We start from the raw sequence: 15,068 nt of genomic DNA, 5'->3' as shown, positions 1-15,068 counted from the left end.
AGTGGCGTCTGATCGGTCGTACCCGCAGCGTGCCCCCGCGCGCTGTCGCCTCGACCGGGAGTGCGTGTGCTCGTCCTGCTGATCCTGCACCTGGTGGCGGCGCTGCTCGCCCCGCTGCTGGTTCGCACCTGGGGGCCGCGCGCCTGCCTGCTGCTCGCGCTCGCCCCGGCCGCCACGGCCGGCTGGGCGGTGGCCCACACCGGGGCGGTACGCGACGGCGGCGCGGTGGTCGAGACCTACCCCTGGATCGCGCAACTCAACCTCGACCTGGCGCTGCGGGTGACCACGCTGTCCTGGGTGATGCTGCTGCTGGTCGGCGGCGTCGGCGCGCTGGTGCTGGTCTACTCCGCCCGCTACTTCGAGGCCGGCTCCGTCGGGCTGGCCCGGTTCGCCGCCGTCATGGTCGCCTTCGCCGGGGCGATGGTCGGTCTGGTCGTCTCCGACGACCTGCTGCTGCTCTACGTGTTCTGGGAGCTGACCACGGTCTTCTCCTACCTGCTGATCGGGCACAGCACCGAGCGCCGGTCCAGCCGGTGGGCCGCCGCCCAGGCGCTCACCGTCACCACGCTCGGCGGGCTGGCCATGCTGGTCGGGTTCCTGCTGCTCGGCCACCACGCCGGGGGCTACCGCTGGTCGGTGGTGGCCGCCGCGCCGCTGCCCGGCGGCGGCTACCTGGTCACGGCGGTGCTGCTCGTCCTCGCCGGCGCGCTGGCCAAGTCCGCGATCTTCCCGTTCAACGCCTGGCTGCCGGTGGCGATGGCCGCGCCCACGCCGGTGAGCGCGTACCTGCACGCCGCCGCGATGGTGAAGGCCGGCGTCTTCCTCCTGGGGCTGCTCGGCCCGGCGCTCGCGCCGGCCGGGCCGTGGCGGCCGGTCACCGTGGTCGCCGGGCTGGTCACGCTGGCGATCGGCGGGTGGGCGGCGTTGCGGCAGACCGACCTCAAGCTGCTGCTGGCGTACGGGACGGTCAGCCAGCTCGGCCTGCTCGCGGTGATGTTCGGGGCGGGTACCCCGAAGGCGGCGCTGGCCGGCGTGGCGATGCTGGCGGCGCACGCGTTGTTCAAGGCTGCGCTCTTCCTCGTCGTGGGCATCCTCGACCACGAGGCCGGCACCCGGGACCTGCGGGACCTGTCCGGGGTGGGCAGGGCCGCCCCGGTGCTGGCCACGGTCGCCGGGCTGGCCGCCGCCTCGATGGCCGGGCTGCCGCCGCTGCTCGGGTTCGTGGGCAAGGAGGCGGTGCTCGCCGCGTTCACCGGAGACCCGCTGGTGCTGGCCGTGCTGGTGGCCGGCAGCGCGCTGACCGTCGCCTACAGCATCCGCTTCCTGTGGGGCGCGTTCGGCACCCGGCCGGGCGTGCCGGACACCGAGATGGCGCGGCCCCCGGCCGCGATGCTCGTGCCGCCCGCGGTGCTCGCCGTGGCCGGGTTCGTCGCCGGCCCGGCCGCCGGCTGGTTGAGCGACCTGTTCGAGCCGTACGCGGAGCTGTTCGGCCCGGTCGAGGAGCACCTGGCGCTGTGGCACGGGCCCACCGCGGCGCTCGGCCTCTCCGCCCTGGTGCTGGCCGGCGGCGTGGTGCTGCAACTGGTCCGCGGCCCGCTCACCCCGGTGCTGGCCCGGCTGCGGTCGCCGGTCGGCGGCAACCAGGGGTACGAGTGGGTGACGCACCGGTTCGACCTGCTCGCCATCGAGGTCACCGGCGCCACCCAGCGCGGCTCGCTGCCGCAGTACCTCGGCACCGTGCTGGTCGCCCTGGTGCTCGTGCCGGGCACGGCGATGCTGGCCACCGCGCCCTGGCGGGTCCACCTGGCGCCCTGGGACAACCCCGCCCAGTTGGTGGTCTGCGTGGTGATCGCGGTCGCCGCGGTGCTCGCGGTGGGCGCGCGTCGCCGGCTCACCGCGATGCTGCTGGTCGGCGTGACCGGCTACGGCACCGCGATGATGTTCGTCCTCTACGGCGCGCCGGACCTGGCCCTCACCCAGTTCCTGGTGGAGACCGCCACCATCGCCGTGTTCGTGCTGGTGCTGCGCCGGCTGCCGGAACGCTTCTCGGCCCGGCCGCTGCGCCGCAGCCGCTGGGTACGCCGGTGCGTCGGGCTCGCCGCCGGCCTGGTGATGGCCGGCCTGGCGCTGGCCGCGTCCGGCGCGCGGCGGGCGCCGTCTATCTCCGCGGCGTTCCCGGACCTCAGCGTCGCCGAGGGGTACGGCCGCAACGTGGTCAACGTGACCCTGGTCGACATCCGGGCCTGGGACACGATGGGGGAGCTGGCGGTGCTCGTGGTGACCGCGACCGGGGTGGCCAGCCTGATCTTCGAGCGCTCCCGCACCGGGCCCCGGCCACGCCGGCCCCAGCCGGCCGGGCTGCGCCCCGGTGACCGGCGCACGGTCTGGTTGCGCGGCGGGCAGACGCTGCGCGAGCGGCGACGCTCGATCGTGTTCGAGGTGGTCACCCGGCTGATCTTCCACACCATGCTGCTCTTCTCGCTGTTCCTGCTCTTCTCCGGGCACAACGCGCCGGGCGGCGGGTTCTCCGGCGGGCTCGTCGCCGGCCTCGCGCTGGCCCTGCGTTACCTGGCCGGCGGGCGGTACGAGCTGGCCGAGGCCGCGCCGGTCGGCGCCGGGATGGTGCTCGGCGCCGGGCTGGCCGTCTCGGTCGGCAGCGGGGTGGTCGGCCTGGCGCTGACCGGCGACGTGCTGCAGAGCGTGAAGGTGGACCTGTGGCTGCCCCTGGTCGGCCACTTCTACCTGGTCACGTCGCTCTTCTTCGACATCGGCGTCTACCTGGTGGTGGTGGGGCTGGTACTGGACATCCTGCGCAGCCTGGGCGCCGAGGTGGACCGGCACGTGGAGGCCGCCGGCGAACCGGGTCGCGGCCTGACCGTCCAGCGCGAGGGCGGGACCCCGTGAGCGCGAGGAGTGAGCCGGGGTTGCGAGCCCCGCAGTCGCGATCATGGGAGGTTCCGTGACGCGGGGGGCGGCCGGGCCGACGTTGGTGCTGGTGCTGGCGGTCGGGGTGCTCGTGGCCACCGGCGTCACGCTGCTGCTGGAGCGCAGCCTGACCCGGATCCTGCTCGGCGTGATCCTGCTCGGCAACGGGGTGAACCTGCTCATCCTGCTGGGCGGGCGGTCCGGCGAGGCGCCGCTGGTCGGCAGCGCGCCGGCCGGTGCGATGAGCGACGCGCTGCCGCAGGCGATGGTGTTGACCGCCGTGGTGATCACGTTCGGGTTGACCGCGTTCCTGCTCGCGGTCGCGTACCGCAGCTGGTACACCAGCGGCGACGACGAGGTGCAGGACGACCTGGAGGACCGGCAGATCGTCCGGCTCGCCGAGCGCAACGAGGTGTCCACCGCCGACCTGGGGGGCGAGGGCCCGGACGACGACCCGGAGCAGGTCGACCCGGAGCCCGCCCGCCGCCGCCTGCGCCGGGACGGCACATGAGCGCGCTGGTGCCGCTGCCGGTGGTGGTGCCGCTGCTCGGCGCCGCGCTCACCCTGATCCTGGCCGGACGGCCCCGGTTGCAGCGGTCGATCAGCGTGCTGTGCCTGAGCAGCGTGCTGGTGGTCGCGGCGGTGCTGCTCGTGCAGGCGTACCGGCAGGGGCCGGTGGTGGTGCGGGTGGGCGGCTGGCCGCCGCCGGTCGGCATCGTGCTGGTGGCCGACCAGTTGGCGGCGCTGATGCTGGTGGTCTCCTCGGCGGTCACGCTCTGCGTGCTGCTCTACTCGATCGGCCAGGGGCGGGGGGAGACCAGCGAGACGGCGCCGGTGAGCATCTTCCACCCCACCTATCTGGTGCTCACCGCGGGCGTGACGAACGCCTTCCTGGCCGGCGACCTGTTCAACCTGTTCGTCGGCTTCGAGATCCTGCTCGCCGCGAGCTTCGTGCTGATCACGCTCGGCGGCACCGAGGCCCGACTGCGCACCGGCTCCACGTACGTGGTGGTCAGCATCCTGTCGTCGATGCTGTTCCTGTCCGCCGTGGGGCTGGTCTACGCGGCCACCGGCACCCTGAACATGGCGCAGCTCGCCGGCCGGCTGGACGCGCTGCCCTCCGGCGTACGCCTGACTTTGCAGCTCATGCTGCTGCTCGCGTTCGGCATCAAGGCGGCGGTCTTCCCGGTCTCCGCCTGGCTGCCGGACAGCTACCCGACCGCGCCCGCGCCGGTCACCGCCGTCTTCGCCGGCCTGCTCACCAAGGTCGGCGTGTACGCGATCATCCGCACCGAGACGCTGCTGTTCCCGGGCGGCCAGGTGGACGGCCTGCTGATGGTGGTGGCCGGCCTGACCATGGTGGTCGGCATCCTCGGCGCGGTCGCCCAGTCGGACATGAAGCGGCTCTTCTCCTTCACCCTGGTCAGCCACATCGGCTACATGATCTTCGGGGTGGCGCTGAGCAGCGTCGCCGGCCTGTCCGGGGCGATCTTCTACGTGGTGCACCACATCACCATCCAGACCACGCTCTTCCTGGTCGCCGGCCTGGTCGAGGAGCGGGCCGGCAGCACCGACCTGCGCCGGCTGGGCGGGCTGGCCCGGATCACCCCGCTGCTCGCCGTGCTCTTCTTCGTGCCGGCGATGAACCTCGCCGGCATCCCGCCGTTCTCCGGCTTCCTGGGCAAGCTGGGCCTGCTCCAGGCCGGCGTGTCGGCCGGCGGTCCGCTGCCCTTCGTGCTGGTCGTGGCCGGGACGGCGACCAGCCTGCTCACCCTCTACGCCGCGTCCCGGGTGTGGAACATCGCGTTCTGGCGGGCGCCCCGGCTGGCCACCGACACGCCGATCGTGCGGCTGCCCGGCCTGATGGTCGGGGCCACCACCGCGCTGGTCGCGATCGGCGTGCTGCTCACCCTGGCGGCCGGGCCGCTGTTCCAGGTCACCGCCGACGCCGCCACCGACCTGCGCCAGCGCACCCCGTACGTGCGGGCCGTGCTGCCCCGGGACGTGCCGTGACCGACGACCTGCCCCCGGGTCGGGGCCCCGTGGGGGAGCCGACCGGCGACGTACCCCAGGCCACGCCGCGGCCGGACCCGCCCGCGCCGGCGGTGGGCCGGGGCGGGCGGCGGCGCGACCAGGCGCTGGCGCTCGGCTGGCTGGTCGTCGCCTGGCTGCTGCTCTGGGGCGACGTGTCCTGGGGCAACCTGCTCGCCGGCCTGGTGCTCGGCACGGCCGTGCTGGTCTTCTTCCCGCTGCCGCCGGTCACGTTCGGCGGCCGGCTGCGCCCGGGCGCGCTGCTGGTGCTGGCCGGCACGTTCGTGGCGGAGCTGGTCAGCGCCAGCCTGCACGTCGCCGCCGTCGCGGTACGCCCCGGCTACCGCCCGCGCGGTGGGATCATCGCGGTGCCGCTGCGGGTCCGCACCGACCTCAACCTGGCGCTCACCGCCGAGGTGATCTCGCTGGTGCCGGGCACCCTGATCCTCGACATCGACCGCGCGCGGGGCGTGCTCTACGTGCACGTGCTCGACGTCCGCGGCCCCGAAGACCTGGCCGGCAGCCGCGAGCGCGTGCTCTCCGTCGAACGGCGCATCGTCCGCGCCGTCGGCTCTCCCACCGAGGTACGGCAGCTCGACCTCGAACCCGTCGAACGGAGGAACCACCCGTGACCGTTCTGCTCGCCGTCGCGCTGACCGTGCTGCTCTCGGCCACCGCGCTGCTCGCCCTGGCCCGGATCTACCGCGGCCCGTCCCTGCTCGACCGGGTCGTCGGCGCCGACCTGCTGCTGGCGGCCATGCTCGGCGCGGTGGGGGCGGAGGCGGCGGTCAACCGGCACGCCAGCACGCTGCCGATCCTGGTGGTGCTCTCCCTGCTCGGGTTCGTCGGGTCGGTGTCGCTGGTCCGCTTCGCCGTCCGGGCCGAATCGTGAGCGCGAGGAGTGAGCCGGGCCTGCGAGCCCCGCAGTCGCGAACAGACGGGGGGTCAGCGTGAGCGTGAGCGGGGTCGCGGACTGGGCCGGGGGGATCCTGCTGCTGGCCGGGGCGCTGCTCAGCCTGGTCGCCGGGATCGGGCTGGTGCGCTTCCCGGACACGCTGGACCGGATGCACGCGGCCACCAAGCCGCAGGTGCTCGGCGTGCTGCTGCTCCTGGCCGGCCTGGCGCTGCGCCTGCGTACGCCGTCGGACCTGGGCATGCTGGCGCTGGTGGCGATCTTCCAGCTCTCCACCGCGCCGGTCGCCGCGCAGATGATCGGCCGGGCCGCCTACCGGTCAGGGCGGGTCGACCGGACGCTGCTGGACGTCGACGAGCTGGCCGAACGGTGAGGAACCGGACGTGGGGGAGGCTTTTCGGCACCTTCAGCGGGCGTCCAGCGAGCACCGATAAAATGGCGGCATGATCGACTCTCCTGCCCCGGAGGGCAGCAGTAGCCGGCCGGGTCGTACCCGGCATCTTCCCGACCCGACGACCCCGGGAGCCCTGAACCTCCCGTGCTGATCCTCGTCGGCCTTCTTCTCATCATCGTGCTCACCGCCGCCACCGGTTACTTCGTGGCCCAGGAGTTCGGTTACGTCGCCGTGGACCGGGGCAAGCTCAAGCAGCTCGCCGACGGTGGCGACCGTGCCGCGGCCCGGGCCCTGGAGGTCACCGGGCGGCTCTCCTTCATGCTCTCCGGCGCCCAGCTCGGCATCACCGTGACCGCCCTGCTGGTCGGTTACGTCGCCGAGCCGTTCCTGGGCGCCGGGCTGGCCGAGCTGCTCGGCCTCACCGGCGTGTCCAGCGCCGTGGCGCTGCCGCTGTCGGTGGTGCTCGCCCTGGTCATCGCCACCGTGGTGCAGATGGTCCTGGGCGAGCTGGCCCCGAAGAACCTGGCCATCGCCCGGGCCGAGCCGCTGGCCCGGGCGCTGTCCCGCTCCACCCTGATGTACCTGCGGATCGCCGGACCGCTGATCACGCTCTTCGACCGGGCCGCCGTACGGCTGCTCCGGCGGGTCGGCATCGAGCCGATCGAGGAGCTGCCCAGCGGCGCGACCCCGGAGGACCTGGAACAGATCATCGCCGAGTCCCGGGAGGAGGGGCACCTCGACGCGACCATGTCCGACCTGCTCGACCGGGGCCTCGACTTCCGGGAGCTGACCGCGGGTGAGGCCATGGTGCCCCGGGTGGACGTGCACACCGTCCGCGCCGACGAGCCGGTCAGCCGGATCGTGGAGATGCTCGACACCGGCCACTCCCGGTTCCCGGTGCGCGGCGCCGAGGGCGTCGACGACCTGGTCGGCATCGTCGGCATCGCCGACGTGCTGGGGGTGCCCCCGGCCGAGCGCGCGACCACCCGGGTCGACGCGGTGGCCGTACCCCCGTTGTTGGTGCCCGAGACGCTGCCCCTGCCGACGGTGCTGGACCGGCTCCGGTCCGGGCACCGGCAGCTCGCCTGCGTGGTCGACGAGTACGGCGGCTTCGCCGGCGTGATCACGCTGGAGGACCTGGCGGAGGAGCTGGTCGGGCCGATCCGGGACGAGGACGACCCGCCGGAGCGCGCTCCGGCGAGGCAGGAGGACGGCTCGTGGGTGGTGCCGGCGCGTTGGCGGATCGACGAGGTCGCCGACAGCACCGGCATCGAGCTGCCCGAGGCGCCGGAGTACGACACGCTCTCCGGGCTGGTCATGCGGGAGCTGGGCCGGGTGCCCGAGGTCGGTGACCGGTTGGAGATCGCGCAGGTGGTCGACGGCGACGAGTCGGCGTCCGGGCCCCGGGTGCTGGTCGAGGTGCTGGCCGTGGACCGGCACGTGGCCGACTCGGTGCGGCTGCGCCCGACCGCCGACGTGCCCGGGGAGGGAGCGGCATGACCCCCGGTTTCGCGCTCATCTTCTCCGGAGTGCTGCTGGCGCTCAACGGGTTCTTCGTGGCGGCCGAGTTCGCGCTGGTCGCCTCCAAGCGGTACCGGCTGGAACAGTCGGCGGCCGGTGGTGGCCGGGCGGCCCGCGCGGCGCTGGACGGCGTCCGCGAGCTGAGCCTGATGCTGGCCGGCGCCCAGCTCGGCATCACGCTGTGCACGCTGGGCCTCGGTGCGCTGGCCGAGCCGGCCATCGAGCACCTGCTCAGTCCGCTGCTGCACGCGGTCGGCCTGCCGGACGCGGCCAGCCACGTGGTGGCCCTGGTGTTCGCGCTGGGGCTCGTCACGTTCCTGCACCTGGTGGTCGGCGAGATGGCCCCGAAGTCCTGGGCGATCACCGACGCGGAGCGCTCGGCGATGCTGCTGGCGCTGCCGTTCCGGGCCTTCGCCCGGATCGCCCGCCCGGTCCTCTCCCTGCTCAACGGGCTGGCCAACGCGATGCTGCGACTGGTCGGCGTGCAGCAGCAGGACCAGCTCGCCCAGGTGCACGGCCCGGACGAGCTGCGCATCCTGCTGGAGCAGTCCCGGGAGCACGGCCTGCTCGGCGCCGAGCAGCACCAGCTGCTGACCAGCATGCTGGAGTTGCAGGGCACCACCGTGGCCCAGGTGATGGAACCGTTCGACCGGATCGTCACGGTCCGCCGGGACGACACCGCCGAGCGGATCGAGCACGTCTCCCGGGACAGCGGCCGGTCCCGCCTGGCCGTGGTCGACGCCGGCGGCGAGGTGTGCGGCCTGGTCCACGTGCGGGAGGCGGTGCGCGCGGTCACCACCGGGCGCCCGGCGACCGCCGAGGAGCTGATGACGAACGCGTTCACGCTGCCCGCCGAGGCATCGGTTACCGAGGCGGTGGCCGCGATGCGCGGCCGGCAGGCCCAGCTCGCGCTGGTGCGCAACGGCGGCGGGCCGACCCGGCCGATCGGCTTCGTCGCGCTGGAGGACCTGCTGGAGGAGGTCATCGGCGAGTTCGACGACGAGACCGACCCGGTGCCGCGGGGCCGACGGATGCGCTGATCCCCACCCTCGTGTCGAGGTGGCGGTGTCCGGGTCGCCCGGATGCCGCCACCTCGCCGATCCGGCCCCGGCGGAGGGCGCATGCGGGGGCGGGCAGCGGGAATGCCACCGCATGCGGCTGACCGGGGTGTCGCGGGGGTCGGCCTGGACCGGGCTCTCGGTGAGCACCACGCTGCCGAACCCGAGCACCCGGCCGGGACTGCGCCTGCCGGGGCGGGTGATCCTGCGCGCCGACGGCGAGGACGTCCCGGTCCGGCACATCCGGCTGGGGCTGGTCACATCCGTCGAACCGGAGGACCCGGGGTCGCCGCGCCGGCTCGTGCAGTACCACCGGTGGCCGATCGCCGGGCGGTTCGTGGTGCCGGCCGGCAGACGGCGGGCGGTCGACTTCGCGGTGCCGCTGCCGTGGGAGACGCCGGTCACCATGTTCGGCGGGGTGCCGCTGCTGAGTCTGCGTACCGGGCTGCGCACCGAGGTGTCCGTCGACCCGGACCTGGACCAGGGCGAGATGGTGCCGGTGCTGATCCATCCGCTGCCCACCCAGCAGCACCTGCTCGCCGCGCTGGACACGCTCGGCTTCGTGATGCGCCAGGCCGGGTTCCAGCAGGGCCGGCTGCCCGGGGTGGAGCAGACGTTGCCGTTCCAGCAGCGGCTGGGCTTCTGGGCCGCTCCGCTCTACGCCGGCCCGATGACCGAACTCGAAGTGATCATGGTGACCACCTCGGTCGGCATGGAGGTGTTGTTCTGGCTGGACCGGCGGCTCTCCCTGGCCGGCGTCACCCACCAGAGCATCAGCCGGTTCCGGGTCTGGCACGCCGGCGCCGACCAGCGGGACTGGGTGGCGACAGTGGACGGCTGGCTGCGGCAGGCCATCGACCGGCACGCGGCGGCCGCCTCGCACGCCGACTGGTCGGCCACGATCCGCGAGTCGGCGCACGTCAGCCGCCACCCCGACCAGCCCGTCGCCCCCGGCTACGGCCTGGGCGGCACGGCCGGCGGCGCCGGCGTCGGTGGCGGCGGGAGCGGCGGCGACGGCACCTGAGCGCCGTCCCCGCCCCGCGCGCGGGTGTTAAGAAGGGGCCCTTCCTCTACCGATCGCGTTAAGAGGGGGCCCTTCCTTTCAACCCGCCGCGAGCTTGAGGCTGAACCCGAGGAACAGCATCGCCACGGCGGTGGTGCCGGTCGCGGCGAGTCGCCGACGCCGCTGGAACTGGGCGGCCAGGAACGTGCCGGTGAAGATCAACGCGGTCAGGTAGAGCACGCTGGTCACCTGCGCGATCAACCCGAGCAGCAGGAACGACAGCGCCGGCCACGCGTAGCCGGGGTCGACGAACTGGATGAAGAACGACACGAAGAAGAGGATCGCCTTCGGGTTGAGCAGGCTGATCGTCAGTGCCCGCCGGAACGGGTCGTGCCGCCGGCTCGACCTCGTCGATCAGGCGCGGCGTGGCCGGGTCGTTGCGGTCGCGCCAGCGCCGCCACGCGCCGCGCAGCATGGCCAGCCCCAACCACCCGAGGTACGCCGCGCCGGCGTACTTGATCACGAGGAACAGCGGCGGGTACGCCCGGAGCAGCGAGGCCACCCCGGCGGCGGAGAGGACCATCAGCGCGGCGTCGCCGACGAGGACCCCGGCCGCGGCCCGGTAGCCGGTGGCCACGCCGCGGCGGGCGGCGGTGGCGAGCACGAAGAGCGAGTTCGGGCCGGGCAGCAGCACGATCGCCACCGTGCCCAGCACGTACGTCCCGATGTCGGTGATCCCCAGCACGCCGGACATCATGACCCGGCCGGCACCGCCGGGCGAAGCCGTTCCCGCAGCCTGAGCTGTGCGTTCGGCCACTCCTGCGCGAGCATCGAGTACTGCACGGTGTCCCGCCAGGAGCCGTCGGGCCGCTGCTTGTGCTGCCGCAGCACACCCTCGCGCGCAGCGCCGAGCCGTTCGATCGCGCGCTGCGAGCGCTCGTTGCGGATGTCGGTGTGCCAGACCACGCGGACCGCGTCCAGCTCCTCGAACGCCCGGGTGAGCAGCAGCAGCTTCGCCTCGGTGTTGACGCCGGTCCGCCACCAGGGCCGGCCCAGCCAGGTGTAGCCGATCGCCAGCGACCGGCGGGCCGGGTCGATCTCGTACCAGGAGGTGGTGCCGACCACGGCGCCCGTCGGGGCGCACCGCTGCACCCAGCACACCTGCTCGCCGCGCTGCTGCGCGTCCAGGTAGGCGGCGAGCACCCGACGCATCTCGGCGACGTCGGCCGGCTGCGGACCGCCGAGGTGCCGCCACACCTCGGGATCCTCGGTGGCGGCGTGCAGCTCCTCGGCGTGGGAGAGGTCCAGCGGCTCCAGCACCACGTGCTCGCCGCGCAGCACCACCGGGTCCCGCCACGGCGACCCCGCCGGTCGCAGGTAGGCCGGAACCGGCGCGGTGACGCCCGGGGCCGGCTCGGGCCGCCCGGGCGTGAGGCGCAGCGGCAGCACGCCGGCCCAGTACGGCAGGCTCTCGTCCGCCGGCTCGTCGTTGACCCCACCGGTGCGGGTGCGCACCGACACCTCGCGCAGCGGCAGCGCGAGCACCGCCGTCTCGGCCAGCTCGCGCCGGTTCGGCGGCCGGCTCTCGGCGGACCGGCCGGTCGCCACCTTCTCCACCAGCGCGGTCAGCACGGCGGCCTTCTCGGCGGCGTCATCGACCAGCCGGGCGGTGCCGTGCACGACCACGGACCGGTAGTTGGCGCTGTGGTGGAACTGGGAGCGGGCGTAGACCAGCCCGTCGAGGTGGGTGACCGCGACGCAGACCGGCAGCCCGGCGTCGCCCCGGGCGGCCAGCAGCGGCCGGCTGCCGGTCGAGCCGTGCAGGTAGAGGGTGTCGTCGACGCGGACGTGCAGGGTCGGCAGGACCCGCGGCTCACCGTCCACGGTGAACGCCAGCGCGCAGTGGTACGCCTCGTCCAGCAGCGCGTGGGCGGTGTTCCGGTCGTAGCGCATCCGGTCCCGCGTGCGGGTGGCGGTGGTGCGTGCGGTCGGGGGGTACATGCGGCATCCCACCTTTTGTTCTAGTACAATGCTCGAACTGTGGCAGCACGTTATCAGATCAGCGGTTCCACGTCGGCGGCCATTTCGGCGAGCGTGGAATCCGGCATCCGCGCCGGCGCGCTCGCCCCGGGCGACGCCCTGCCGGCGGTCCGCACGCTCGCCGGCGAGCTGGGCGTCAGCCCGGCCACGGTCGCGAAGGCCTACCAGGACCTGCGGCAGCGCGGCCTGGTCGCCACCGCAGGCCGGCACGGCACGACGGTCCGGCCCCGCCCGCCGGTGGCCACCCGCCGGGCCGCGCTGGCACCGCCTCCGCGACCCGGCACCCGGAACCTCTCCGCCGGGCACCCCGACCCCCGGCTGCTGCCCCCGCTCGGGCCGCACCTGGCCGCGCTCGCCGCCGAGGCCGGGACCCCGACCGGGTACGCGGACGCCGCCGTCCTGCCCGAACTGGCCGCCGTCGCCCGGGACCGGTTCGCGGCCGACGGGGTGCCGGCCGCCGACCTGACCGTCACCGGGGGCGCGCTGGACGGCATCGAACGGCTGCTCGCCGCGCACCTGCGCCCCGGCGACGCGGTGGCGGTGGAGGACCCGGGCTGGGCCAACCTGCTCGACCTGGTCGCCGCGCTCGGGCTGCGCACCGTCGGGGTGCCGGTGGACGACGAGGGCCCGACCGAGCCCGGGGTGCGGGCCGCGCTGGCCGCCGGGGTGCGCGCGCTGGTCGTCACCAGCCGGGCCCAGAACCCGACCGGTGCGGCGGTCTCCGCCGACCGGGCGGCGGCCCTGCGGACGCTGCTCGCCGGCCGGGTCGACCTGCTGCTGATCGAGGACGACCACGCGGCCGAGCTGGCCCGCGTACCCCTGCACCCGCTCGCCGGGGCGACAGCGACGTGGGCCTTCGTCCGGTCGGTGAGCAAGCCCTACGGACCCGACCTGCGGCTCGCCGTGCTGGCCGGGGACGAGGCCACCGTCGCCCGGGTGGCCGGCCGGACGCGGGTCGGCGCCGGCTGGGTCTCCACCGTGCTGCAACGCCTGGTCCTGTCGCTCTGGCGCGACCCGGCCACCGCCGACCTGGTGCGACGCGCGGCGGACAGCTACGACCGCCGGCGCGACGGGCTGGTGGCCGCGCTCGCCGCGCGTGGGGTGGCCGCGCACGGACGCACCGGGATCAACGTCTGGGTGACGGTGCCCGACGAGACGGTCGCGGTCACCGCCCTGCGCGACGCCGGCTGGTCGGTCGCCCCCGGCAGCCCCTACCGGATCGCCGCCGCCCCCGCCGTCCGCGTCACCGTCAGCTCCCTCGACGAGGGTGAGCTCTCCGTGCTGGCCGACGCGCTCGTCGGCGCGTTGCGTCCCGGCCCCACCTTCACCACCTGACCGGCGGGGGCCCCGCTCGGCGACCTCGCGGCAGGGCGGTCGCGTGGGGCGCGGCGGACGGGGTAGAACGGTCGGCATGGCCGAGACCGACAGCGCGCCCGGAGCGCAGGAGTTCATCCCGCCACGGGCGGACACCATCGACGAGCTGCGCGCCGCGGCGGCCGGCTGCCGGGGCTGCGAGCTGTACCGGGACGCGTCGCAGACCGTCTTCGGGCGCGGTGACGAGCACGCCCGGGTGGTCTTCGTCGGCGAGCAGCCCGGCGACGTCGAGGACCAGAAGGGACTGCCGTTCGTCGGCCCCGCCGGCCGCCTGCTGCGCCGGGCCGTCGACGACGCCGGCCTCGACCCCGGCCAGATCTACCTGACCAACGCGGTGAAGCACTTCCGCTTCGAGCGGCGCGGCACGCGACGCGTCCACCAGACGCCGGACCGGGTGCACATCACCGCCTGCCGGCCCTGGCTGGTCGCCGAGTTCGCCCGGCTGCACCCGGACGTCGTGGTGGTGCTCGGCGCCACCGCCGCCAAGGCGCTGCTCGGCCCCACGTTCCGGGTGACCCGGCAACGCGGCGAGCTGCTGCCGTGGCCGGCGGCCGCCCAGCACCCGGAGGACTTCGCCCGGGTGCCGGTGGACCGGACCGGAGCGGTCGCCGACGCGCCGGCGACCCGGCTGCTGGCGACCATCCACCCCTCCGCCGTGCTGCGCGCCGACAACCAGGACGTCGCGTACGAAGGGCTGGTCGCCGACCTGAGGGTGGCCGCCGGGGCGCTCAAGAAGTGATCTTGCCGAACACGTCCTTGGCGACGATCCGCCCGTCGCGGACCCGGTAGACGTCCAGCCCACGCAGCACCGTGCCGTCCTCGGCCGGAGGCCACGCCCACTCGCAGACCGCACGGTCGTCGGTGGCCCAGACCGCGCCGAGCGCCGGACCCTCGCCCGAACCCGACTGCCCGGCGAGGACGGCGACGACGGCGGCCCGCCCGCGTACCGTGCCGGCCGGCCCGTCCCAGGCGTTCGGGCAGTAGCTCACGTCCTCGGCCAGGCAGCCGGACATCGCCGCCAGGTCACCCCGCGACCAGGCGGCGTTGAACTCCTCGATCAGCGCGCGTGCGTCCACACCGGCACGCTAGCGTCGCCTCGCCCGGCCGTCGCCCCGGTTTCTCAGTCGCGTCCCTGCCAGGTGCAGAGACAGACCCGGTTGCCGTCCGGGTCCGCCAGCACCCAGAAGTGCGGGGCCTCCGCGTCGCTGACCAGCGTGCCGCCCGCCGCCAGCGCGGCCTCCATCCGCGGCCGGACCTCGGCCGGGTCGACCCAGACGTCCGGGTGCCAGCGCTGCCGGGGCTCGTCGCGCCCGGAGGACTGGAACCAGACGGTGGGCAGCGCGCCGGCCGGGTCGCGCACCTCGTCGTCGGCAGGACCGCTTGGGCGCTCCCCGGCCAGGACCGCCCGCCAGAACGGCAGCACGGCCGCGTACTCCGGGCTGTCCAGCGCGAGTTCCAGCCGGGACAGCCCGGCGTACGACACCGACAGGCCGGCGTCCGCGGCGAGCGCCGAGATCGTCCGGGCCAGCCGCAGGTCACGGCCCGTCACCCCGCCCGCGTCGTGCGACCACAGCCGCACGTCGACGTGGGTGTAGCGCAGGTCCAGGTCGGGATGGTGGTCGACCCGCTCGGCCTCCGCGCCGACGGCGGCCACCAGCGCCAGGCCGGCGGCGAAGTCCGGGGTACGGATGCGGGTGTGCAGCGCGCCCAGCAGGAAGGTCCACCCGTCCAGCCCCGCGTCGGCGACCTGCTTCCCGGTCAGTGTGCTCATCCGGGCATCCTAGGCACGTCGGACCCGCCGCCGGATGT

14 protein-coding genes and 1 pseudogene are annotated in these 15,068 nt (G+C 74.7%); 11 read left to right on the top strand and 4 right to left on the bottom strand.

What is annotated here, in order from left to right; genetic code table 11:
• Nucleotides 1-66: 66 nt before the first annotated feature.
• The 9 genes from GA0070622_RS25555 (at nucleotide 67) to GA0070622_RS25515 (ending at nucleotide 9,866) form a co-directional block, all read left to right on the top strand.
• On the top strand, nucleotides 67-2,904 hold the full coding sequence (locus tag GA0070622_RS25555; RefSeq protein WP_091583987.1) for a Na+/H+ antiporter subunit A: 2,838 nt from the start codon (nucleotides 67-69) through the stop codon (nucleotides 2,902-2,904).
• A gap of 55 nt (nucleotides 2,905-2,959) precedes the next feature.
• Nucleotides 2,960-3,436 (top strand): Na(+)/H(+) antiporter subunit C, encoded by a 477-nt coding sequence (locus tag GA0070622_RS25550; RefSeq protein WP_091579797.1) that lies wholly within the window; start codon nucleotides 2,960-2,962, stop codon nucleotides 3,434-3,436.
• Nucleotides 3,433-4,938, top strand: coding sequence for a Na+/H+ antiporter subunit D (locus GA0070622_RS25545; protein ID WP_091579794.1), 1,506 nt, complete (start codon nucleotides 3,433-3,435; stop codon nucleotides 4,936-4,938). The genes GA0070622_RS25550 and GA0070622_RS25545 overlap by 4 nt, the downstream gene beginning before the upstream one ends.
• A complete protein-coding gene (locus tag GA0070622_RS25540; protein ID WP_091579789.1) occupies nucleotides 4,935-5,588 on the top strand; it encodes a Na+/H+ antiporter subunit E in 654 nt (217 codons plus the stop codon). The genes GA0070622_RS25545 and GA0070622_RS25540 overlap by 4 nt, the downstream gene beginning before the upstream one ends.
• Nucleotides 5,585-5,848, top strand: a complete 264-nt coding sequence (locus tag GA0070622_RS25535; protein ID WP_091579786.1) for an MrpF/PhaF family protein — start codon at nucleotides 5,585-5,587, stop codon at nucleotides 5,846-5,848. Before GA0070622_RS25540 ends, GA0070622_RS25535 begins: the two co-directional genes overlap by 4 nt.
• A gap of 64 nt (nucleotides 5,849-5,912) precedes the next feature.
• A complete protein-coding gene (gene mnhG / locus GA0070622_RS25530; protein WP_091579782.1) occupies nucleotides 5,913-6,242 on the top strand; it encodes a monovalent cation/H(+) antiporter subunit G in 330 nt (109 codons plus the stop codon).
• Between the two features lie 165 nt (nucleotides 6,243-6,407).
• Nucleotides 6,408-7,763: a hemolysin family protein gene (locus tag GA0070622_RS25525; protein WP_091579778.1), complete on the top strand. Its 1,356-nt coding sequence runs from the start codon at nucleotides 6,408-6,410 to the stop codon at nucleotides 7,761-7,763.
• A complete protein-coding gene (locus GA0070622_RS25520; RefSeq protein WP_091579773.1) occupies nucleotides 7,760-8,824 on the top strand; it encodes a hemolysin family protein in 1,065 nt (354 codons plus the stop codon). The genes GA0070622_RS25525 and GA0070622_RS25520 overlap by 4 nt, the downstream gene beginning before the upstream one ends.
• Before the next feature lie 112 nt (nucleotides 8,825-8,936).
• Nucleotides 8,937-9,866: a sporulation protein gene (locus GA0070622_RS25515; RefSeq protein ID WP_091579768.1), complete on the top strand. Its 930-nt coding sequence runs from the start codon at nucleotides 8,937-8,939 to the stop codon at nucleotides 9,864-9,866.
• A gap of 78 nt (nucleotides 9,867-9,944) precedes the next feature.
• On the opposite strand, the pseudogene leuE reads toward GA0070622_RS25515, so the two are convergent.
• Both leuE and GA0070622_RS25505 read right to left on the bottom strand, forming a co-directional pair.
• Nucleotides 9,945-10,602: pseudogene (gene leuE / locus GA0070622_RS25510) on the bottom strand (leucine efflux protein LeuE).
• Nucleotides 10,599-11,846, bottom strand: coding sequence for a bifunctional pyridoxamine 5'-phosphate oxidase family protein/GNAT family N-acetyltransferase (locus tag GA0070622_RS25505; RefSeq protein ID WP_091579764.1), 1,248 nt, complete (start codon nucleotides 11,844-11,846; stop codon nucleotides 10,599-10,601). Before GA0070622_RS25505 ends, leuE begins: the two are co-directional and overlap by 4 nt.
• A 39-nt stretch (nucleotides 11,847-11,885) precedes the next feature.
• Here GA0070622_RS25505 and GA0070622_RS25500 point away from each other — a divergent pair, with 39 nt between their 5' ends.
• Nucleotides 11,886-13,220, top strand: coding sequence for an aminotransferase class I/II-fold pyridoxal phosphate-dependent enzyme (locus GA0070622_RS25500; RefSeq protein ID WP_091579759.1), 1,335 nt, complete (start codon nucleotides 11,886-11,888; stop codon nucleotides 13,218-13,220).
• 76 nt (nucleotides 13,221-13,296) lie between these two features.
• On the top strand, nucleotides 13,297-13,998 hold the full coding sequence (locus GA0070622_RS25495) for a UdgX family uracil-DNA binding protein (protein WP_091579754.1): 702 nt from the start codon (nucleotides 13,297-13,299) through the stop codon (nucleotides 13,996-13,998).
• Here GA0070622_RS25495 and GA0070622_RS25490 read toward each other — a convergent pair.
• Together GA0070622_RS25490 and GA0070622_RS25485 are read right to left on the bottom strand one after the other, a co-directional pair.
• Nucleotides 13,988-14,335 (bottom strand): nuclear transport factor 2 family protein, encoded by a 348-nt coding sequence (locus tag GA0070622_RS25490; RefSeq protein ID WP_091579749.1) that lies wholly within the window; start codon nucleotides 14,333-14,335, stop codon nucleotides 13,988-13,990. The two genes, GA0070622_RS25495 and GA0070622_RS25490, sit on opposite strands and share 11 nt — an antisense overlap.
• Before the next feature lie 44 nt (nucleotides 14,336-14,379).
• On the bottom strand, nucleotides 14,380-15,030 hold the full coding sequence (locus tag GA0070622_RS25485) for a 4a-hydroxytetrahydrobiopterin dehydratase (RefSeq protein ID WP_091579744.1): 651 nt from the start codon (nucleotides 15,028-15,030) through the stop codon (nucleotides 14,380-14,382).
• Nucleotides 15,031-15,068 lie beyond the last annotated feature (38 nt).

This window comes from Micromonospora sediminicola (assembly GCF_900089585.1).
In the GTDB taxonomy this organism is placed as follows: domain Bacteria; phylum Actinomycetota; class Actinomycetes; order Mycobacteriales; family Micromonosporaceae; genus Micromonospora; species Micromonospora sediminicola.
The sequence above is the reverse complement of the archived record's forward strand: the minus strand, read 5'-3'. Positions and strand labels throughout refer to the sequence as shown.

What these genes read in the sequence shown, in the direction of transcription:
- GA0070622_RS25545 (WP_091579794.1), top strand. Translation starts at nt 3,433, where the DNA reads ATGAGCGCGCTGGTGCCGCTGCCGGTGGTGGTGCCGCTGCTCGGCGCC.
- GA0070622_RS25520 (WP_091579773.1), top strand. Translation starts at nt 7,760, where the DNA reads ATGACCCCCGGTTTCGCGCTCATCTTCTCCGGAGTGCTGCTGGCGCTC.
- GA0070622_RS25515 (WP_091579768.1), top strand. Translation starts at nt 8,937, where the DNA reads ATGCGGCTGACCGGGGTGTCGCGGGGGTCGGCCTGGACCGGGCTCTCG.
- GA0070622_RS25505 (WP_091579764.1), bottom strand. Translation starts at nt 11,846, where the DNA reads ATGTACCCCCCGACCGCACGCACCACCGCCACCCGCACGCGGGACCGG.
- GA0070622_RS25495 (WP_091579754.1), top strand. Translation starts at nt 13,297, where the DNA reads ATGGCCGAGACCGACAGCGCGCCCGGAGCGCAGGAGTTCATCCCGCCA.
- GA0070622_RS25485 (WP_091579744.1), bottom strand. Translation starts at nt 15,030, where the DNA reads ATGAGCACACTGACCGGGAAGCAGGTCGCCGACGCGGGGCTGGACGGG.